The sequence below is a fragment of the Sinorhizobium prairiense genome (assembly GCF_029201645.2).
Classification (GTDB): Bacteria; Pseudomonadota; Alphaproteobacteria; order Rhizobiales; family Rhizobiaceae; genus Sinorhizobium; species Sinorhizobium meliloti_A.
This window is the reverse complement of record NZ_CP104133.1, coordinates 13,260-33,404: the sequence shown is the minus strand read 5'-3', so window position 1 is coordinate 33,404 and position 20,145 is coordinate 13,260. Positions and strand designations below refer to the sequence as shown.

Annotated in this window: 16 protein-coding genes, 1 pseudogene and 1 riboswitch; of the genes and pseudogenes, 10 read left to right on the top strand and 7 right to left on the bottom strand. The window is 62.9% G+C overall.

Annotation, left to right across the window (positions count from 1 at the left end; all coding sequences use genetic code 11):
* The first annotated feature begins 26 nt into the window (after nucleotides 1-26).
* From N0Q91_RS23490 to N0Q91_RS23455, 8 genes and pseudogenes are all read left to right on the top strand, one after another.
* Nucleotides 27-1,200, top strand: a pseudogene (locus N0Q91_RS23490) (ABC transporter ATP-binding protein).
* A complete protein-coding gene (locus tag N0Q91_RS23485) occupies nucleotides 1,193-2,425 on the top strand; it encodes an ABC transporter substrate-binding protein (RefSeq protein WP_275599727.1) in 1,233 nt (410 codons plus the stop codon). The pseudogene N0Q91_RS23490 and the gene N0Q91_RS23485 overlap by 8 nt, the downstream one beginning before the upstream one ends.
* 12 nt (nucleotides 2,426-2,437) lie before the next feature.
* Nucleotides 2,438-3,397, top strand: a complete 960-nt coding sequence (locus tag N0Q91_RS23480; RefSeq protein WP_275599232.1) for a carbohydrate ABC transporter permease — start codon at nucleotides 2,438-2,440, stop codon at nucleotides 3,395-3,397.
* Nucleotides 3,390-4,202, top strand: a complete 813-nt coding sequence (locus N0Q91_RS23475) for a carbohydrate ABC transporter permease (RefSeq protein WP_275599231.1) — start codon at nucleotides 3,390-3,392, stop codon at nucleotides 4,200-4,202. The genes N0Q91_RS23480 and N0Q91_RS23475 overlap by 8 nt, the downstream gene beginning before the upstream one ends.
* Before the next feature lie 3 nt (nucleotides 4,203-4,205).
* Nucleotides 4,206-5,909, top strand: coding sequence for a glucosylglycerate hydrolase family protein (locus N0Q91_RS23470; RefSeq protein ID WP_275599230.1), 1,704 nt, complete (start codon nucleotides 4,206-4,208; stop codon nucleotides 5,907-5,909).
* Nucleotides 5,910-5,924: 15 nt separating this feature from the next.
* Entirely contained in the window at nucleotides 5,925-6,959 is a 1,035-nt protein-coding gene (locus tag N0Q91_RS23465) for a LacI family DNA-binding transcriptional regulator (protein ID WP_018098371.1), read from the top strand.
* A 121-nt stretch (nucleotides 6,960-7,080) separates the two neighbouring features.
* On the top strand, nucleotides 7,081-9,093 hold the full coding sequence (locus N0Q91_RS23460) for a beta-galactosidase (RefSeq protein WP_275599229.1): 2,013 nt from the start codon (nucleotides 7,081-7,083) through the stop codon (nucleotides 9,091-9,093).
* A gap of 101 nt (nucleotides 9,094-9,194) precedes the next feature.
* Nucleotides 9,195-10,199: a serine hydrolase domain-containing protein gene (locus N0Q91_RS23455; protein ID WP_275599228.1), complete on the top strand. Its 1,005-nt coding sequence runs from the start codon at nucleotides 9,195-9,197 to the stop codon at nucleotides 10,197-10,199.
* Nucleotides 10,200-10,316: 117 nt separating this feature from the next.
* On the opposite strand, the gene N0Q91_RS23450 is transcribed toward N0Q91_RS23455, so the two are convergent.
* A complete protein-coding gene (locus N0Q91_RS23450) occupies nucleotides 10,317-10,976 on the bottom strand; it encodes a peroxiredoxin (RefSeq protein WP_100670141.1) in 660 nt (219 codons plus the stop codon).
* 213 nt (nucleotides 10,977-11,189) lie between these two features.
* A riboswitch (TPP riboswitch) is annotated at nucleotides 11,190-11,292 on the top strand.
* Nucleotides 11,293-11,419: 127 nt separating this feature from the next.
* Between N0Q91_RS23450 and thiD the strand changes: the two genes are divergently transcribed.
* Entirely contained in the window at nucleotides 11,420-12,220 is an 801-nt protein-coding gene (gene thiD, locus N0Q91_RS23445; protein ID WP_275599227.1) for a bifunctional hydroxymethylpyrimidine kinase/phosphomethylpyrimidine kinase, read from the top strand.
* Between the two features lie 104 nt (nucleotides 12,221-12,324).
* On the top strand, nucleotides 12,325-12,531 hold the full coding sequence (locus N0Q91_RS23440; protein ID WP_275599226.1) for a hypothetical protein: 207 nt from the start codon (nucleotides 12,325-12,327) through the stop codon (nucleotides 12,529-12,531).
* 48 nt (nucleotides 12,532-12,579) lie between these two features.
* Here N0Q91_RS23440 and exoP read toward each other — a convergent pair whose 3' ends face one another.
* Genes exoP through exoL form a run of 6 tightly spaced genes read right to left on the bottom strand, consistent with a single transcriptional unit; the run spans nucleotide 12,580 to nucleotide 20,076 of the window.
* Nucleotides 12,580-14,940: a succinoglycan biosynthesis transport protein ExoP gene (gene exoP, locus N0Q91_RS23435; protein WP_275599225.1), complete on the bottom strand. Its 2,361-nt coding sequence runs from the start codon at nucleotides 14,938-14,940 to the stop codon at nucleotides 12,580-12,582.
* Between the two features lie 54 nt (nucleotides 14,941-14,994).
* A complete protein-coding gene (locus N0Q91_RS23430; RefSeq protein WP_004434891.1) occupies nucleotides 14,995-15,900 on the bottom strand; it encodes a UTP--glucose-1-phosphate uridylyltransferase in 906 nt (301 codons plus the stop codon).
* A 15-nt stretch (nucleotides 15,901-15,915) separates the two neighbouring features.
* Complete coding sequence (gene exoO, locus N0Q91_RS23425) at nucleotides 15,916-16,950, bottom strand: succinoglycan biosynthesis glycosyltransferase ExoO (protein ID WP_275599224.1); 1,035 nt, start codon at nucleotides 16,948-16,950, stop codon at nucleotides 15,916-15,918.
* Nucleotides 16,947-17,876 carry a succinoglycan biosynthesis glycosyltransferase ExoM gene (gene exoM / locus N0Q91_RS23420; RefSeq protein WP_275599223.1) on the bottom strand — a complete coding sequence of 310 codons (930 nt, stop codon included), beginning with the start codon at nucleotides 17,874-17,876 and terminating at the stop codon, nucleotides 16,947-16,949. Before exoM ends, exoO begins: the two co-directional genes overlap by 4 nt.
* Entirely contained in the window at nucleotides 17,876-18,868 is a 993-nt protein-coding gene (gene exoA / locus N0Q91_RS23415; protein ID WP_275599222.1) for a succinoglycan biosynthesis glycosyltransferase ExoA, read from the bottom strand. The genes exoM and exoA overlap by 1 nt, the downstream gene beginning before the upstream one ends.
* On the bottom strand, nucleotides 18,865-20,076 hold the full coding sequence (gene exoL / locus N0Q91_RS23410) for a succinoglycan biosynthesis glycosyltransferase ExoL (protein ID WP_275599221.1): 1,212 nt from the start codon (nucleotides 20,074-20,076) through the stop codon (nucleotides 18,865-18,867). The genes exoA and exoL overlap by 4 nt, the downstream gene beginning before the upstream one ends.
* Nucleotides 20,077-20,145: the final 69 nt, after the last annotated feature.

The following is a 20,145-nucleotide window of genomic DNA, read 5'->3' as shown; positions in this document are numbered from 1 at the left end:
GATCCGCCGCCTGGCGGGAGGAGAGTTTGGCCGCTATTCGCATCGACAATCTTCGCAAGTCCTTCGGCTCGCATGAAATTCTGAAGGGCATCGATCTCGAGATCGCCGGCGGCGAGTTCGTCTGCTTCCTGGGGCCGTCCGGTTGCGGCAAGAGCACGCTCCTGCGCTCGATCGCGGGACTTGAAAATCTCAACGGGGGATCGATCCGCCTCGGCGAGCGCGACATCACCGATCTTCCGTCCGCCAGGCGCGACATCGCCATGGTCTTCCAGAACTACGCGCTCTATCCGCATATGAACGTGCGCAAGAATCTTTCCTTCGGCCTTGCGCTGAACGGCATGAAGCGAAATGAGATCGAGCGGCGTGTCAACAATGCGGCCGAAATTCTGAGGATCACGGAGCTCCTGGACCGCAAGCCACGCCAGCTTTCCGGCGGCCAGCGCCAGCGTGTGGCGATCGGCAGGGCGATCGTGCGCGAGCCGAAGCTCTTCCTGCTCGATGAGCCGCTCTCCAACCTCGATGCCGGTTTGAGGGTGACGATGCGCGTCGAACTGGCGTCGCTGCACGAACGCCTCGGCGTGACGATGATCTATGTGACGCATGACCAGGTCGAGGCCATGACTCTCTCCGACCGGGTCGTGGTGCTCGACAAGGGACGCGTCAGCCAGTTCGGCACCCCGCTCGAACTGTTCTACCGTCCGGCAAATCTCTTCGTCGCCGGCTTCATCGGCTCGCCGCGGATGAATTTCCTGCCGGCGGGTGTCGCGGATCAGGGCGCAACCGGCGTGACGCTTGCCGGAGGCGGCTTATCGCGGCCGGTGACGCTCGATACGTGTTCGTCCGAACCGATCGACCGGGTTCGTCCGGTCACCCTGGAATTCGCCCCGACAAACTCGAACTGACCTCGCCGGAGGAGGCGCATCTCGCCGGCACGGTGAGGCTCGTCGAGCGGCTCGGCACCGAAAGTCACGTTCACATCCGTGTCGAGGGCGGTGGTGATCTGACCGCCGTGGTGCGCGGCACCCATCCCGTCGCGAGCCGAGATCAAGTTCATCTCCGCCTTCCCCCGAGCACTGCCATCTGTTCGATGCAGAAGGCACGGCGATCGCGAGGCGGCTCGACCCGGAGACGAAGGCACTTATCGATAACGAGAAGGCAAGGGGCGCGCGTGCGCCGGTTTTGGAGGAGAGACATGCCTGATATGAAAACGACGATCATCGGATCGCTTCTGGCCCTGTCGGTTGCCGGCGCGGCGACTGCGCGCGCAGAGGAGGTCTTGCGCTTCGCGACCTGGGACACGGGCGAGAGCCTTGCCATCCAGCAGGCGATCGCCAAAAAATTCGAAGCAAAGCACCCGGGCGTGAAGGTTCAGGTCGAGCCCTATGCCGAGGGCTACGACCAGAAGCTCGTCGCCGCCTTCGGCGCGGGCAATCCGCCCGATGTCATGTATATGTGGAACTTCCCGCAATACTACACGTCGCTGATGCCGCTCGATGAGCTGATCGCGCGCGACTCGGCCGAGATCAAGCCGGACGATTTTCCGGACGGCCTGATGAACACGGCACGTATCGAAGGCAAGACCTACGGCATGCCCTCGGGTTTCACCACCCAGGTCGTCTTCTACAACAAGGAGATGTTCGCAAAGGCGGGTGTGGCAGAGCCGAAGGAGGGCTGGACCTGGGACGATCTGCGCGCCAAGGCAGCCAAGTTCCGCGACAAGGCCGGCAAGGTCTACGGGTTCGCCGTCGACGCCAAGCCGGACCCCTATGATTTCGAGCAGTTCCTCTGGTCGAACGGCACGAAATACATCTCGGACGACGGCAAAGAGATCGACGGCTACATGAACAGCGACGCGGCTGCCGCGGTGCTCGGCATGTTCGCCGACATGGCCCGGAAAGAGGAAGCCGTGACACTGCACCTCGGAGACGAAACGGGGGGTGACACGCTGTTCCAGGGCGGCAAGATCGCCATGTTCCAGAGCGCCATGTGGGACAAGGCAGATATCGATGCCGCCGGCTTCAGCTATGGCGTCGCACCGCTGCCGACATTCGGCGACCGCCCCGCCCATTCGGCACTCGGCGTTTCGGCAATCTCCATCGCCAAGGACGCCGCCCATCCCGACCTCGCCTGGGAATTCGTGAAATTCTTCTCCTCGCCCGAGTCGGTCGCGATGCGGGTCAACGACCTGCCGGTGCGCAAGAGCGTGGCCGAGGCGAAAGGGATGACGAAGGACCCTGTCTACAAGCCCTTCTTCGATATTCTCGCCACCTCCAACACCGAAAGGCACGCCTATCTGAAGAACGCCAACTGGAGCAAGATCCAGGACAATCTGGCACGCGCCATCGAGGCGACGATGATCGAGCAGGGCAATGCCAAGGCCCATCTCGACGATGCGGTCAAGCGCTCCAAGCGCCTGCTGAAGTAGGGAGTGCTGGAGATGGACATGGCCGCCCATGCTGAACCGAAGGTGGATGTCGTTCGGCGCAGACGAGCGAATGCCGGACGGCATCTTGCGCCCTTCCTGTTCATCTCCCCATGGATCCTCGGATTCCTCTTCTTCACCCTCGGCCCGCTCTGCTTCTCGCTGACGATGAGCTTTTTCGACTGGCCCGTCGTCGGCGAGCGCACCTTCGTCGGACTCGACAACTACCGCTCCATGTTCATGGAGGACCCGCAGTTCCGGGAGAGCCTCTGGATCACGGTGAAGTTCGCGGCGATCTACGTGCCGTTCAACATCGTCATCTCGCTTCTGCTGGCGCTGTTGCTGCACCATGCGACTTTCGCCAGCGGCTTCTTTCGCACGGTGTTCTATTTGCCGAGCGTGATCTCGGGCGTTGCGCTTGTGACGATCTGGAGCTGGATCTACAGCAGGGAATACGGGCTGCTGAACTTCATGCTGTCGCTCGTCGGCATCGATGGACCGAACTGGCTCGGCGATCCCAGCCTGGCCCTCGTCGCCATCATCGTCGCAAGCCTCTGGGGCCTCGGCGGTACGATGCTGATCCTTCTGACCGGTCTCAAGGCCATTCCGAAAGAGCTCTATGAGGCCGCGACCGTCTCGGGCGTTCCGGGCTGGGCGCAGATGCTGTTCATCACCCTGCCGATGCTCGGGCCGATGCTGATCTTCACCTTCATCACCTCGATCATCTCCGCATTCCAGCAGCTGACGATAGCGCTCCTGCTGACGAAGGGCGGCCCTCTCGGATCCACCTATTTCTTTGCCATGTACATCTACGACAACGCCTTCAAATATTTCGACATGGGCTATGCCGCCGCGGGCTCCTGGGTGATGTTCGCGATCGTGCTGACACTCAGCCTGATCGTCATGCGCTGGTCCGCCGCATGGGTCTATTACGAGGGCGAGGTCCGGCCGGCCGATGGAGACCGCGATGCGTAAGACAGTCCTCTATGCGACGCTGATCTTGCTGTCCGTCCTGTTCATCGCGCCGTTCTACTGGACCTTCATGACGGCGGTCAAAAGCACGGCGGAGCTATATCAGTTCCCACCGGTCCTCTGGCCGTCCGAGTGGCACTGGGAGAATTTCGCAGCCGCCTGGAACAAGCAGCCCTTCGGCACCTATCTTTCGAACTCGCTGATCGTCGTCGTCCTTTCGACGGTCGGCCAGCTTCTGTCGAGTTCGCTCGTCGCCTTCGGCTTCGCCCGCTCCCGGTTTCCCGGACGCGACGCCCTGTTCGTGCTGCTGCTCGCGACCATGATGATCCCCTGGGACGTGAAGATGATCCCGCTCTACATGGAATTCAACATGCTGGGCTGGATCAACACGCTCAAACCACTGATTGTGCCGGCCTATTTCGCCGACGCCTTCTTCGTCTTCCTGCTCCGCCAATACATCATGACGATACCGATGGAGATCGACGAGGCTGCCCGCATGGACGGTGCCAACAGTTTCGACATCTACTGGCGCATCCATCTGCCTCTGATGCTGCCGGCCCTGGTGCTGGTCGGTACCTTCCATTTCATGAATGCGTGGAACGACTATCTTGGGCCATTGATCTTCCTCAACGATCAGTCGAAATACACGCTCACTCTCGGGCTTTCGATGTTCAAGGGCCTGCATGAGATCGACGTCACCTCGATCGCGGCGATCACCGTCATCCTTTGCCTGCCGCCGCTCGCCCTCTTCTTCCTGGCGCAGCGCTATATCATGGATGGAGCCGTCGGCTCTTCGGTGAAGGGATAGGCGATGCTGTTCGACATCGACCATGTTCCTTTCAGCCGAAAGGGGCGCTTCCTCACGCTGTCGACCATGCGTGTTCCCCGGCGCGACGGCGAGCGTGCGCTTTATCTCAGATGCGTCAGCGGCGGCGATGAGCGTCCTTCCCTTGGACGGCTGTGCCGGGTCGAGTTGCTGGACGGGAACGGCCGACCGGCGGCGGCGCGCTTCGAACTGTCGCCGGACCAGCTTGTGGCGCGGACCGGCGAGGGCATTGTCCGCTTCGTCATCGGAGCCGGCGAACGCTTGCACATTCGCGGCGAAAATGCAGGCGTGCGTTTCCATGTCGAAGGATCGCGCTACGATTATGTCTACCGCACGCCCGGCGGCGAATGGTGTCTCGTGGCAGCAAGTGAGAACGTGAAACTCATTCCGCGGGCCTGTCTCGGTGATCTGGCCGTTTCCGGCAAATGGGACAGGGACCGGTCCACCGACGTTTCCTTCACGCTTTCGGGCGAGGGGACATTCGAGGGCAATGTCGATTTCTTTCGCGCCCTCCCGCCGCCGAAAAGCCCCGGCAGCTTCGAGGAGGCGCATGCAGCCGTCGCAGCCGAGTTCGGCGGCTGGTATCGATCGATCCCGGCGGGTGTCCCCGGACAGGAGGAAGCGCAACGGCTCGCGGCCTATCTTCTCTGGGCGAATACCGTGCCGGCCGAAGGCGTGCTGACCCGACCGGCGATCTACATGTCGAAAAACGCCATGATCAACATCTGGAGCTGGGACAATGCCTTCTCGGCACTTGGCGTGGCCGGCTTCGACGAAGAGCTCGCCTTCGACCAGTTCGCAGCGATCTTCGACCATCAGGACGCTTCCGGCCTGCTGCCGGACTACGTGAACGACCGCGAAGCGCTCTTCGCCTTCACCAAGCCCCCCGTTCACGGCTGGGCCGTGTCCTGCCTGGCGCGCGAAAATCCCGCCTTCCTGACGCCGGAGCGACGGGCCTATCTGCGCGATGCGATCGGCAGGCAGGTCTCCTACTGGCTGACCCACGGCCGAGCCGGCGGCGGCGTGCTGCCGAGCTACTTCCACGGCAATGACAGCGGCTGGGACAATGCGAGTTTTTTTGCCGAAGGCGGCCCGGTTCTGTCACCCGACCTTCCGGTCTTCCTCATCCTGGCCTGCGAGGCGCTTGCCAATCTGCTGGAGGATGATCCGGAAAAGGCAGCCCGCTGGCTTCGCACCGCAGACGAACTTCAAGCGCTCCTCGTCGGCACGCTCTGGACCGGCGAGACTTTTGCCGCGCGTCTTGCCGCCGACCCAGAACGAATTCTCCCTGGGGATAGCCTGATCCAGTTCATGCCGCTGCTGCTGGGCTCCCGCTTGCCGGCAGCGATGTGCCGCCAGCTCGTCGCCCGGCTGGTCGAAGGCGCATTCATCACCGATTGGGGCCCGGCGACGGAGAGCCCCCGGAGTTCCTACTACGAGGACGATGGCTATTGGCGCGGGCCCATCTGGGCGCCGACGACCTATCTCCTCTGGGACGGACTGCGCCGCCAGGGGGAGCGTGCATTGGCCCGGGAAATCGCGCAGAGGTTCTGTGCACTTGCCAATGCACACGGTATGGCCGAAAACTTCGACGCGCGCTCGGGCAGGGGCCTTCGGGATCGGGCATTCGCCTGGACGTCCGCAGTCTACCTGCTGCTGGCGCAATCCCTCCGCGACGAAAACCGGTGAAGAGTTGAAGCCGTCATGCAGCGACCGACCATAAAGACGATAGCGCGGGAGACGGGACTGTCGATTGCGACGGTCTCCAAGGCTCTGAAGCATTCTCCGCAGGTTCGCCCGGAGACGAGGGCCATCGTGCTCGATGCGGCCGAGCGCGTGGGCTACGAGCTCAATCTACATGGCGTGCAGCTGCGCACCGGCAAGACCTATCAGGTTGCCGCCATCATGACGGCGCCGGGCCCGAAGGAAAACGAATGGGAGGGCGTGGAATATGCGCAGCTCCTCAGCGGTATTTCCTGGGCGCTGGAAGAAAGCCCCTATCGCGTCTCGCTCTACGCCGTGCGCGACTTCGAGGAAAGCCAGGAAACGATCAGGCAGATCGTTGCGATGAAGAAGGCCGACGGCATCATCATTTCGGGCACGCGGGCCGACGATCCGCGTATCCGGTTGATGCAGGAAGCGGAGTTCCCCTTCGTGACCTACGGCATGAGCATCCACAATGCGCCGCACGCCTATGTCGACGCCGACAACGCACAGATGATCCGCCTGTCCATGGCGCGGCTGATCGAGCGTGGCCACAGGCGCATCGCGCTGCTCAATCCGAAAGAGCAGTTCACCTACGGTGTCGTTCGCCTGGAAAGCTACCGCAAAGCGCTCGAAGAGGCAGGCCTGTCCTACGATGCCGCGCTCGTCGCTCATGGTCGGCTGACGCCCGCATTCGGCAGGGAGAATGTGGTGGCCATGTCTGCGCTCGCCGATCCGCCCACCGCCTATATCTGTGCCAACGAAGCCACTGCGCTCGGCGCCTTTTCCGGCTTCCATGCGCGCGGGCTGGTGCATGGGCGTGACGCGGTCATCAACGCGACCGACGACCTGAACGTCAGCCAGTACTTCGCACCGCCGATCACGAGCTACTACCTGCCGATCGGCGAGCCGAGCGCGCTGCTCGGCAAATTCATCCTGCGGCGGATGGAGGGAGAGCCGCCTGAAGCCCTGCAGACGCTCCTGATGCCGGACCTCATCGAGCGCTCGGACGACCGACTGAGGCCGAAGTTGTGAGCGACCAATCCGCCATTGAGGTCGCCGGTTAATATAAACGTTTAATTTCGCTCCGGCCGTGTCGCGCCTGCTCGCCACGTGCGTCCGCCGCCGATCCAGAAAAACGACAAAGGACTTTACCTTGCACATGCCGCTGACGAGCCCCAATCGCTTCAACTCCGACCTTCGGACGCCTGACAGGCTCGAACTCGGCGTGTGCTACTATCCCGAACAATGGCCGCGCGAGAAATGGGCGGAAGACGCCGGGCGGATGGTCGAGCTCGGCCTCTCCTGGGTCCGCATCGGCGAATTCGCCTGGGCGAAGATAGAGCCGCGGTCGGGCGAATTTCATTGGGAATGGCTGGACGAAGCGATCGACGTTCTGGGCAAGGCCGGCCTCAAGGTCATCCTCGGCACGCCGACGGCGGCCCCGCCGAAATGGCTCGTGGACCGCTATCCCGACATTCTGCCGGTGGACGCGACGGGGGCGGTCCGCAAATTCGGCGCGCGACGCCACTATTGCTTCTCGAGCCGGCGCTACCGCTCCGAGGCGGCGCGCATCACCGAGGCGATGGCGCGCCGCTATGGCGAACACATCTATGTCCATGCCTGGCAGACGGACAATGAATATGGCGACCACGACACGATCTACAGCTATTCCGCCGAAGCGGTCAGGGCGTTCCGCCTGTGGCTGGCCGAACGCTACGGCTCGATCGAGGAACTGAACCGCGCCTGGGGCACCTCGTTCTGGTCGATGAACTACAACAGCTTTGAGGAAATCGATCTGCCGAACAGCCTGGTGGAGGAGCCGAGCCCGACCCACGGTGTTGATTTCATCCGCTTCTCTTCCGATCAGGTGAAGAGCTTCAACAAGGCCCAGGTCGACATTATCCGGGCGCATTCGCCCGGCCGTCCGGTGACGCACAACTTCATGTCGCAGAATACCGATTTCGACCATTACTCCGTCGGCGAGGACATCGACATTGCCTCCTGGGACGTCTACCCGATGGGCGGCCTGCTCAACGGGCGGCTCGCAGCGAAGGACAAGGAGCATTATCTCCGGGTGGGGGATCCCGACCAGCCGGCCTTCAACCACGACCTCTACCGCGCCGTCGGCCACGGCCGCGTCTGGGTCATGGAGCAGCAGCCGGGGCCCGTGAATTGGGCGGCGCACAACCAGTCGCCGGCCGACGGCATGGTTCGGCTCTGGACCTGGCTCGCCTATGCCCATGGGGTCGACATGGTCTCCTATTTCCGCTGGCGCCAGGCGCCTTTCGCGCAGGAACAGTTTCACGCAGGCCTCCTTCTTCCAAACAGCGAGGCGGATCAGGGCTATCTTGAAGTCGCCGAAGTCGTCGCGGAAATGAAGCGCCTGCCCGAGGGAGAGGTGCGTGGCAAGGCGCAAGTCGCGATCCTTCTCGACTACGAATCGCGCTGGGCGACACGCGTCCTGCCGCAGGGGCGGAGCTATTCCGCTTCGGCGGTTGCGCTCGATTGGTATTCGACGGCGGCGCGTCTGGGCGTCGATGTGGATTTCATAGGCCAGCACTCGGACCTCGACGGATACAAGCTGATCCTTGCGCCGGACCTCGTCATTGCCGAGGAGGCTTTCGTCGAGCGGCTCGCGCGAGCGGACGCCAAGGTGGTCTTCGGCGCGCGCAGCGGCAGCAAGACGAAGGACATGCACATCCCTGAGGGACTGCCGCCGGGACCGCTGGCGAAGCTCATCGATATCAGCGTCTCGCGGGTTGAATCGTTGCCGGAGTTTCATAGCGAGACCGTTCTCTACGGCAACGAGGCTTATCAGGCGGGCGGCTGGCGCGAGACGGTCAGGACGAACGAGACCGTTCTCGCAAGCTTCGACGGGGAGTATCGTAACGGCGCTCCGGCGCTCGTCGGTAACGACAAGGCACGCTATCTGGCCGTTGCGGCCAACGGCGCATTGCTCGACAAGGTGATCGGCGATGCGCTCGGCTGGGCTGGACTGGAAAGCCTGCCCGACCTCGGCGATGTTCGCGTGACGCGCCGCGGCAATCTCCGTTTCGCCTTCAATTTCGGCCGGACCCCCGCGGAGGTGCCCGCAGGGCCCTCGGCCGAGTTCTACCTGGGGGGCCGCACGCTGAAACCCGTCGATGTTGCGATCTGGAGGGAATGAACCCGGAGCATCGATGTAGCCGACCTTCAGGCAAGGTCACATCGTCGTGAGCTTGGACTGCACTTGATGACTTGTCGTGCCATTCGCCCTAGGTCGAACGCATGACTATGCTCGTTGTTACGTTCCTTGCGCTCTTCGGTTTCCACTCGGCGGCAGCCGCGCAGGATCAGTCCGTCACCACCTTGCTGACGGCCCTGGCGACCAGAGAAGAGTTGAAACCGCTGAAGACCGTGGTCGTTGCCAGGGACGGGGAGACGATTGCCGAAAAGGGTTATCGCGGCCACACGCCCTCGGAGTCGACCAACATCAAGTCCGCATCGAAATCGATCGTATCCGCACTTGTGGGCATTGCGATCGACAAGGGTCTGCTCGACGGCCCGGAGCAGAAGATCGCGCCGCTCCTCAAGGAAGATCTCCCGTCACAGGCCGACCCCCGGATCAACGACATCACCATCGGCAACCTGCTTTCGATGCAAGCGGGACTGGGGCGCATGTCCGGGCCGAATTACGGCCGCTGGGTGTCGAGCCGCAACTGGGTTCGTTTCGCACTGGCACAGCCCTTCGACGACGAGCCCGGAGGGCGGATGCTTTATTCGACCGCCTCGACCCATCTGCTCTCGGCAATACTGACCAAGGTCGGCGGCAAGTCGACACTGGCGCTTGCGCGCGAATGGCTCGGTCCGGTCGAGGGTTTCCGGATCGGCGCCTGGGAGCGGGATCCCCAGGGCATCTATCTCGGGGGCAACCAGATGGCGATGAGCGCGCGATCGCTCCTTGCCTTCGGTGAGCTCTATCGCAACCGCGGCCGCACCGCGGACGGACGGCAGGTCGTCCCGGCCGATTGGGTGGAGCTTTCCTGGCAGCCGCGCACGGCCTCCCGTTTTACCGGCGACGGCTACGGATATGGCTGGTTCACGCGCCGGATCGGCGACGAGGATGTGTATTACGCTTGGGGCTATGGCGGCCAGATGCTCTATATAGTGCCGTCCCTGGACCTGACGGTGGTCATGACGTCGGATGAAAGCGGCCCCTCGGCACGCAACGGCTATCGCGACGCTCTGCACGGGGTGCTGGCAGAGATCATCTCCATCGCCAAAGCGGATTGAGGCAGATGGTTCTGCTCTGTGCGCGTTAAACAAACATGTTAGCAAAAAACGCCAAGGGCGCGTCGACCTTGGAGAATTGACGCGCCCGACCGATTGACTGTTGGCCAGCGGGTTTGCTTAGGCCGTTGGCTGCTTTGTCTTCCGGAGATAGGGAAGCACGGTGTCGAACGACCCGAAACGCTGCACGGCGTCCTCGTTGGAGACGGCGGCCGTGATGATGACGTCCTCGCCCTGCTGCCAGTTCGCGGGTGTTGCCACCTGATGCTTGGCGGTGAGTTGGATCGAGTCGATGGCGCGCAGGATCTCGTTGAAGTTGCGGCCGGTGGTCATCGGATAGGTGAGGATCAGCTTGATCTTCTTGTCGGGGCCGATGACGTAGACCGAACGCACGGTGGCGTTATCCGCAGGCGTCCGGCCCTCGGACGTCTCTCCGGCGCCGGCCGGCAGCATGTCGTAGAGCTTTGCCACCTTCAGATCGCGGTCGCCGATCAGCGGGTAGTCGACCTCGAAGCCGGTCGCGACCTTGATGTCGTTCTTCCACTTGGTGTGACTTTCGACCGGGTCGACCGAAATGCCGATGATCTTGACGCCGCGCTTGCGGAATTCGGGCTCGATGCCGGCCATGGCGCCGAGTTCCGTGGTGCAGACGGGAGTAAAGTTCTTCGGATGGGAGAAAAGGACAGCCCAGCCGTCGCCGATCCATTCATGGAAATTGACCGTGCCCTGCGTTGTCTCGGCGGTGAAATCAGGGGCGGTATCGTTGATGCGCAGACTCATGGCGTGTTCCCTCCTGTACGACGAAATTTCGCTAAGAATAACGCAATCGCCGCCGTTTTCGAGGAGGAAACGAGCGATTGACGGCGGCAGAAGGAATGACTGCATCATAGGTGGCCAGGCTGCGGGTATATTTTTGCCGGCTGGCCTAAAAGCCAGGTCTTACAAGCCTTTGCGCGGGCGCGTTGACATCGCTTTGCCACAGCCGCATAGATAGCGCATTCCGAGGGGAGCACCAGACGGTGCTGAGATGGCGTTGAGCCGGACCCTTGAACCTGATCCGGGTCATGCCGGCGTAGGAACGGAAAGAAGGCCGCCAGCGGCAAGTTCTCCTTTTCATCGCCTTTCCTGGATCTCCGTGATGTTCCGTCTGGAGATCGATCGATGACGTCCTCTGCCGTACCGCTCGCAACCATCATCCGCCCTCGTGCGAAGGAGGACTGGGCATGACGGCGATTGCTCTCACCATCGCCGGCTCGGACTCGGGCGGCGGCGCCGGTATTCAGGCGGACCTCAAGACGTTTTCAGCGCTCGGCGTTTACGGCGCCAGCGTCATCACTGCGATCACGGCCCAGAACACCAGGGGTGTGACGGCCGTCGAGGATGTCTCCGCTGAAATCGTGTCGGCGCAGATGGACGCCGTCTTCTCCGATCTCGACGTGACGGCCGTCAAGATCGGCATGGTCTCGCGTCGGGAAACAATCGCCGCCATTGCCGATGGATTGCGCCGGTCCGGAAAACGGGCGGTCGTGGATCCGGTCATGGTTGCGACCTCCGGCGACGCGTTGCTTCGGCCGGATGCCGTTACGGCGCTCATCGAAGAGCTGTTGCCGCTGGCGCTCGTCGCCACGCCCAATCTTGCCGAGGCCGCGCTCATGACCGGGCGCGCAATCGCCGAGGACGAGGCGGAGATGGCGCGCCAGGCGGAAGCGATCATGCGGACCGGCGCATATGCGGTTCTGGTAAAGGGCGGGCACTTGAAGGGCCAGGAGGCCACAGACCTCTTCTTCGACGGCGACACTCTTGTCCGCCTTCCCGCCGCGCGGATCGAGACGCGCAACGACCACGGCACCGGCTGCACCCTGTCGGCAGCCATTGCCGCCGGCCTTGCGAAAGGCTTGCCGCTGGTCGAAGCGGTGAGTGCCGCCAAGTCCTATCTGCATGCCGCAATCTCCGCGGCCGACCGCCTGGAGATAGGTCAGGGGCGCGGCCCGGTCCATCATTTCCACCGGTGGTGGGAAGATTGACTGCCGGGTGACGGCTCGGGGGAGCTGAAGTGCCTCGCTATCGCCACTGTTGTTCAGCAGCATGACCGCGTCCATGGCTTCGATTGGCGATCGGTTCTCGCGATATGCATTTTCTTACCCGCCGGCTGGAGGCTTTCAACCGTGACGACCTGCCGGATTGGCGGCGGTCGCCCGGCAGGGTGCGGCGTTGTTTTTCGATGCTGCCGTCGCTGGTCGAATATTCGCTTTTCTATGCGCTGGCACTCGTTGCCCTTACGGCGGTCATCGCGCTAATGGCAGCCGCTTGGATCGTCGATCGCCGCAAGGCCTGACGGCGAAGGGCGAAAAGGCCGCGCACAGGTGGCGCGGCCGCGGTCGCCTCAAGCGGCGTTGTTTTCCGTAATCGTATTCTCGACGTAATATTTGCCGTAGCGGTGGCGGTATTTCTCCGCCCCGTCGAAGTCGCTGTATTTGCCGAGTTCGTTCATGTCCGTCTTGTTGAGGATGACGCCAAGCACCTTCGAGTTGATCAATGGTTCCGAGTTGAGGAGATCGCGTACGAGCCGCGAAGGCGTCCTTCCCCACTCGACCACGAAGAGAATACCGTCGGCAAGCGGCGCGAAAGCCTTGGCGTCGACGACGGGGGCGAGTGCGGCAAGATCGACGACGACGTAGTCGAAGGCGTTGCGGGCGTTCTCGATGAGGTTCGCCATGGCCGGGGAGGCGAGCAGTTCATTGCTCTGATGCCGCTGATGCGATGCGCCGCCGGCCGGAAGGATTGCGAGCTTGGTGCGCTGGTCCACCTTGATTCCGGCGGGCCAGGTGGCTTCTCCGGTCAGCGTTTCGACGAGCCCGGTGCGCGGGGCGGGCGTGATCATCTGAGTCAGTCCCGGCTTGCGTATATCGGCGTCGATGAGCAGGGTCCGCTTGCCGCTCGCCGCCAGAAGCGCGGCGAAGTTCGCGGCAATGATCGACTTTCCCTCGTCCGGAAGGGCCGATGCAATGGCGATCACGCGGCTTTCGCTGCCGGCGAGCATCTGGTCGCAGGCAAGCTTGGCGTTGCGGAAGGTCTCCGCAAAGGTCGAACGCGGCGCATCGACGACGATGCGCGAAAGTCGTTGGAACGGCATCGTGTCGTCGACAGCTTCGTCATGTCTTTTCACCGAGCCGAAATGCGCATGGACCAGTTGTGCCTTCTTCTTCATGCGCGTTCCGAGCAGCGGGACGTAGCCAAGCGAGCGATGGCCGAGGATCGAGCGTATGTCGCCTTCCAGGCGGAAAGTCCGTTCGCGGAATTCGAGGAAGGCCGCGTAAGCCCCGCCGACCATCATGCCGAGCACGGCCGAGAGCGCGAGAGTCATCGTTTTCTTGGGGCTCGACGGTGACACGGGCACGCCGGCCTCGGAGATGACGCGCGCCTTGGCGATCGGGAAGGATTGCTGCTGCGTCGCCTGTTCGTAGCGGCCGAGATAGGATTCGTAGAGCGTCTTCAGAGCCGCTGCCTTCTGTTCGAGCTCCCTTAATTGAACGAGTTGCTCGCTGGCGTCGGAGGTCTTGCCGGCAATGCCCTGGATGCTCTTCCTGAGCGATGCCTCGCGCGATTGCGCGACCTCGTATTCGTTCTTGTAGCTTGCAGTGAGCTGCTGCAGTTCCTGGTAGATCTGCCGCGCGACATCCTCCTGCTCGGCGCGGAGCGATACCGCCTGCGGGTGGTCGGCGCCGAAATTATCCGAGACTTCCCGCTCACGCTTGCCGACGGTGAGATAGCGGGTCCTAAGGTCACGGATCACCGAATTGTCACCCTCCTTTGAGGAAATGGTGGCGTTCTTGACCGCGTTCTCCGGTCCCTGATCGACGATCGACTTGTACTGGTTGTAACGGGCCGACGCACTTGCCGTATCGGCCTGGGCGACGATGAGCTGGCTGTTGAGATCGGCCATCTGCTGCTCGGACATCAGCTCGCCCCGTGCAGCCGTCAGACCGTTCTCGGCCCTGAAATGCGCGACTTCGAGCGCGGCGGCCTGCGAGCGCTGCTGAAGATCCGTAAGCCGTTCCTGCAGCCAGACGGATGCGCGCTCGGTCGCCTCGAAATTGGCGTTCAACTGATCCGTCAGATAGGCACTTGCGTAACCGCGCGCGATGGTCGCCGCAAGCAAGGGGTCGCTTGAGCGAAAGGCAACGGCCACGACCGAGCTGCGCGAAACACGCTCGACCGCGAGCGATTGCTGTATGATCGCGGCTGCCTTCTGCCGCCGTCCGTTGCGCGCCTGTTCTTCCGTAACGTCGGGACCGCCGGAAAAAAGCCCGGTTGCCGATTTCAACCAGTCCTTGACGACGGCAACGGGCGACTGCGGCGGATTGAGTATCGTATCGTTTTCGTCGAGTTTGAGCTTGTCGACGACGCGCAATGCGAGTTCGCCGGACTTCAGGATCTCGACCGCACTCGCAATCTGCGTGTCGAGCATCTGGCTGTTTACCGGGGTAGGCTCCTCCTCGGCATATTTGGACAGGTTTTCGTCGAGAAGGATCTGCGTCATCGACGTGTAATAGGGCGTGGCAAATAGGAGATAAGCGACCCCCAGCGCAATGAAGAGCAGGACGAATGCGGCCACGAGCCGGGCACGACGAAAGACTGCGGCGACAAGCCGGTCGAGGTCGATAAAGCCGTCTGACTGTTCTTCGCTGGGTATGATGCTGCTCAATGGAACGCTTCTTTGTTTCATGGGGGCCGTTCTGTTCATCTTCTTCTCCGGTCCTTGTTCCGGCAGTCCCGAAGGACTGCCGGAAGCCGCCGCTTATGCCGCCCGGATGCGGCTTTCGTGAGACAGAACCATGTCGCGGACGGATTCGAAAACGATATCGCCGATGTCCGCACGAGCAAGCGCGAAGGCGACATTGGCTTCGATGAAGCCCTGCTTCGAACCGCAGTCGAAGGTGCGGCCCTCATAGGGATGCGCGTGGAAGGACTGGGATTGCGAAAGCGTCAGCATGCCATCGGTCAACTGGATCTCATTGCCGGCGCCGCGCGTCTGGTGGGCCAGGATCGAGAAGATCTCCGGCTGAAGGATGTAGCGACCATTGAGATAGTAGTTGGACGGCGCCTTTCCTGCGGCGGGCTTTTCGACCATCTCGGTCACGGAGAAACCGTGCCGGACCGTCTCGCCCTTGCCGACGATGCCGTATTTCGATGCTTCCTCGGGGGCGCATTGCTCGACGCCGACGACGTTGCCGCCAACCTCGTGATAGAGATCCATGAGGCCGGCCATGCAACCGCGCGCGCCGAAGGAGACCATGTCGGGCAGCAGAAGCGCGAAGGGCTCGTCGCCGATCAGGTCACGCGCACACCATACCGCGTGCCCGAGGCCGAGGGGGGCCTGCTGGCGGGTAAAGCTGACCGAGCCGGCTGCCGGCAACATGGCCTCGAGTTCGGAAATCTGCGCGCTTTTGCCAGAGCGTGAAAGCGACGAGATGAGTTCCGGCGCGTCGTCGAAATGGTCCTCGATCACCTGCTTGTTCCGGCTGGTGACGAAGACGATATGCTCGATTCCGGCCTGGCGGGCCTCATCCACGGCATATTGAACGACTGGCCGGTCGACGATCGTCAACATCTCCTTGGGCACTGCCTTTGTCGCCGGGAGGAACCTCGTTCCGTTTCCGGCAACCGGGATTACTGCTTTTCTGACGGTCCTGACACGGTCCATTTTATCATCCTTTGCTTATTGGGGGTCGTTGCCCAGCGGGGATCGTTCAGCCGCCGCCGTCATGGGGGCGGCACGGGGGGCCGAATGGGAGGAGGGATGCACGAATCGCGCGGCAAGGCGGCGCAATCGGGCAGCGATCGGCATGCTGAGATGCCGGAGCGCAACTGGGTCGGCCAGCGCGGTCTTGAGCGCGCCGGCCAACGATCTCTTTTTCAACTGCTCGACGAGGACCAGAAACGAGCGAGCTTCGCGGAAGCCGCGCATGCGCCTGCGCTGCATTTTCTGCGCCGGGCCGTCGAGCGCGTAGCGGCGCAGGAAGGCTTCGTCGGCGGCGATCATCGCGTCTATATGATCGAGCCTCAACACACGCGAGATGGAACCCTCGCGGATATGATAGATATAGCCGGCGGACGGCTCGACCGCGCAGCGCCCGCCACAGGCAAGCGCCGATGCCAGCAGGATGTAGTCCTCGCCGATGCGCAGCGTCTCGTCGAAGCGAAGCTGCTGGTTTTCCAGGAAGCGGCGCTCGAAGATCGGTTTCATGTAGCCGAAATTGTGCTCGGATCGAAAGAGCACGTTGGATTCGATGAAGGCGGGAAGCGTGAGCTGCGGCAGCCGGGCGAGGTCGGCTTCGGAGAACATCCTGAGACTGCGCCCGTCCAGCGAGACGACGTCGAGATTGTCGACGGCGATCTGCGCCCCGGCCGTGTCCGCTCGTTCGATCATCCGCCTGAGCCGGTCCGCCCGGACCGTGTCGTCCGAATCGAGAACGGCGATCCACCGGCCGCGCGCCGCGTCGATGCCGGCATTGCGCGCGCCGCCCGGACCGCGGTTGCGATCGAGGGCGATCAGGCGGACCCGGGGATCCGGGATCGCCGCCACGAGCGCGGGCGTCGCATCTGCCGAGCGATCGTCAACGACGACGACCTCGACTGTCACGCCTTCCTGCGCCAGTGCGCTTTCGATCGCGCGCACGATCGTATCCGCGGAATTATAGGCGGCCACGACGAATGTGACGTCGGGGACCTTATCGATCGCCGGACGGGTCATGCGGAGGTCACCTCGCGGGCTCCGTATTGTTCGATTTCCTTCAGCCCCAGCAGGCCGCTGATGACGCCGGCATGCAGTACGGCGCGTAGCGCAAAGCGGTTCCGCCTTGCGGCCGAAGGAAAGCAGAGGACCGCGGCAGTTGCGCAAAAGCCGGACTTTGCGCCGGCAAGGGCGACATTCCAGGCCTGACGCAAGCCATTGGCTTTCTCGGCGAGAAGGCGTCCATGGGTCTGTCCGGAGCGGAAACGACGCTTCGCGAGCCAGGCAAGCGAGGCCCTGTTTTCCGGTACCGGCTCATGCACCCAGGCTTCCGGCGAAAAGGCGATCATTCCGCCGGCGCTGTGCATTCCGGCGAAGAAATCCGTGTCCTCGCCGCCGCTCTTGCCGAGCGAAAGCTTGAAGCGCCGGCCATGGAGCGAGGCCGCATCGCGCCTGAGCAGCGCATTGCAGGTGTATCCGGTCCGGATTTCTCCCTTTACCCAGACCGGCAGTGTCGAGTGGAAATCCCCGTTGCGCATCCAGCCGGGAGCCGTAGGCCCGTAATGCGCCCTGACGGGACCGAGCACGGCGGCGGCGCCCGTGATGCGCGCCGTTTCCAGAAGCCGGATCAGCCAGTCGCCTGAAACGGTCTCGTCGTCATCGAGGAAGGCAAGGAAGTCGCCGGTGCTGTTGTCGAGGCAGCAATTGCGGGCGATCGAGATATTCGAGTGCGGGCAGTGAACGTAGAGGATGTCGAACGGCATCTGCGGTCGAAGCCTTTCGACTAGAGCCCTGGCGCTCGGTTCCGCGTCGTTGTCGGCGACGATGACGCGCAAGCTGGCGCGCTCCGGCACGTTCATCGCAGCCAGCGAGCGAAGCGTTTCGGCAAGCTCCGCCCGGCGGTACGTGCAGACGCCGATGTCGATGTGAAGCGTTTCGTTCGGCATCAGGCCACCCTGCGGCGGAAGTCGAGGAGTTCCCGCCAGAACCCGGCGGACCAGGCAAGGTGCATGACCATGGCTGCAACGGCTGCAAGCGGTCCGTAAGGATTACGCTGGCCGAGCGCCATCCAGACGCCATAGCCGAGGCACGCGGCAGCCCAAACCCCCACCGGCACCACGGCCATCCAGTTGACGATCGCGAGAAGCGCGCCGAAAGCGATGGGTGCCACCGCAAGCGGCAGCATCTGCCTGAGCCCCGGCATTGCCCGGTGCTTGAGGAAGTTCTTTGCCCGGCCGCGGCCGTAGCCGAAATACTGCCAAAACAGCGGGACGAGCTTGGCGCGGGGATAGTAGACCATGCTCGTCTTGTCGGTCATCCAGATCCGGTAGCCCGCTTTTCCGAGGCGATAGTCGAGTTCGGCGTCCTCGTTGTGGCTGAAGCTCTCGTCATACCCTCCGACAGCCTCGAAGGCTTCGATGCGCATCAATGCATGATGACCGTGCTCGGCCCAGTGCCCGACGGCACCGGTGCGGTGCTTCGAGCCGCCATTGCCGAGCTTGGAGTTCTGCGCGAAGGCCGTTGCCTTCTGGAAGGTGCTGAAACCGACGGTCTGCATGGCGACCACGACCGAATCCGCGCCGGTCGCCAGCGCGTCCTCGACAAGCCGCTCGCAATAATCGTCCGGATAGGTCCCGTGGGCGTCGATGCGGATCAGGTAGTCGCTGCCGGCGCCGAGTTCGGCGACGGCGCGATTGACCGCCGCGCTTTGTATGCGCTTCGGATTGTCGAGGAAGAGCACCCGCGGATCCTCAGCGGCAAGGCGACGGGCGATCTCCCGCGTTCCGTCCGTGCTGCCGCCGTCGGCAATGACCACCCGCGCGTTCAAAGGCGTGAGCGACGGGCGCAGCTTTTCGATCAGTGCCTCGATATGGGAGGCCTCGTTGAGGCAGGGTATGACGATAAGGCTCGACGTGGACGTCAGTTCATCGGAGCTCATAGAAATCCACCTTCGTTGTGGCTGGAACCGGCCATCGCGACTACGGGAATGGTCTGAGGCGCCTGGAGCGTGAGCGCTGTCAGCTGCCGCACCAGGGTTTCGCAATCCGCCCGGTCGAACACCCAGGATCCCGGATTGCAGCGGCTGATACGCTCTGCGGCGTCGGCATAGCAATTTGGCGTCAGCGAGCCGAGAGTTGTGGCGAGGCTCCCGGCATCGGCTCCCTCGAGAACGAAGCCGATGTTCCGCACGGACAGGAAACGAGCGGTTTCCGTCCCCCTCATGGCGATCGGAATTCGGCCGTGGCGGCAGCCTTCATAAAGCCTGTTCGGCAGCAGCCAGGCAGAATTCTGGCCCTCCTCGAAGAAGTCGATCGCCCAGGTGAAGTGGACCTCGCCGTAGATTTCCGCCAGGTCTTCAGGATTGCGATAGGCGCCTTCGAACCGCATGAAGGGCTCGTTGCGAACGAAGCCGTCGAAATCGTCGAACTCGGAATAGGCGGGCCTGCCGCGCAGAACGATCTCGAAGCGGCCCTCCATCTTTCGCGAGAATTCGGCGAGAAGGGCGAGCGACCTGCGGCAGCGCAGTGCTCCGAACCAGCCGATCTTCCAGGGTGCGCCGGGCGGCGGGCATTCGGCCGGTGAGGCCGTCCGCCGCTCGACCGTGCCGTCGATTTCGAGCACCTTGTTTTCCAGAAGCATCGGCGGAGCGCCGATGCCGGAAAGGGGCCGGAAGTAATGCTCGATGAAGGCGGGGGAGCTGGTGATCAACAGGCGCGCATCCTTGCCGAGTTGGCTTTCGGCTCCGCGCAGCATCCGCCCGACGATATCCTTGCGCAGCATGAGGCGGTGGATATCGAGGCATTCGTAGACGATAGGAACCGTACCGCCGAAGAACGCGACCGCTCTCCTCGCCACGGCAAGCATCTCCAGATTGCGCGCGATGATCACATCCGGCTTGCGGACATGGCCGAGCTGGCGTTGCAGCGACAGGCAGGCGCGAGCGACGGCACCGATCCGCTGGGCGAAACGGCCGTCGGCGGTGGTTCCGAGTTCGATCGGCTCGACGCCGTCGATGGCGGCCAGAGGATTGTCGCCGCGGCGGAATCCGGCGAGCGTCACGCGTGCGCCACCCGCGACGAGCGTTAGGGTTCTCCGGCGCACTGCGGGATCGGCAAGATCCTGTGCCAGATAGAGTATCTGCAGCATGAAAACGTCCGTTTTCCTGCCCAGCCCGGGGCTGAGCTTAGTTCAATTCTTTGTGCACTGCAACAAAAT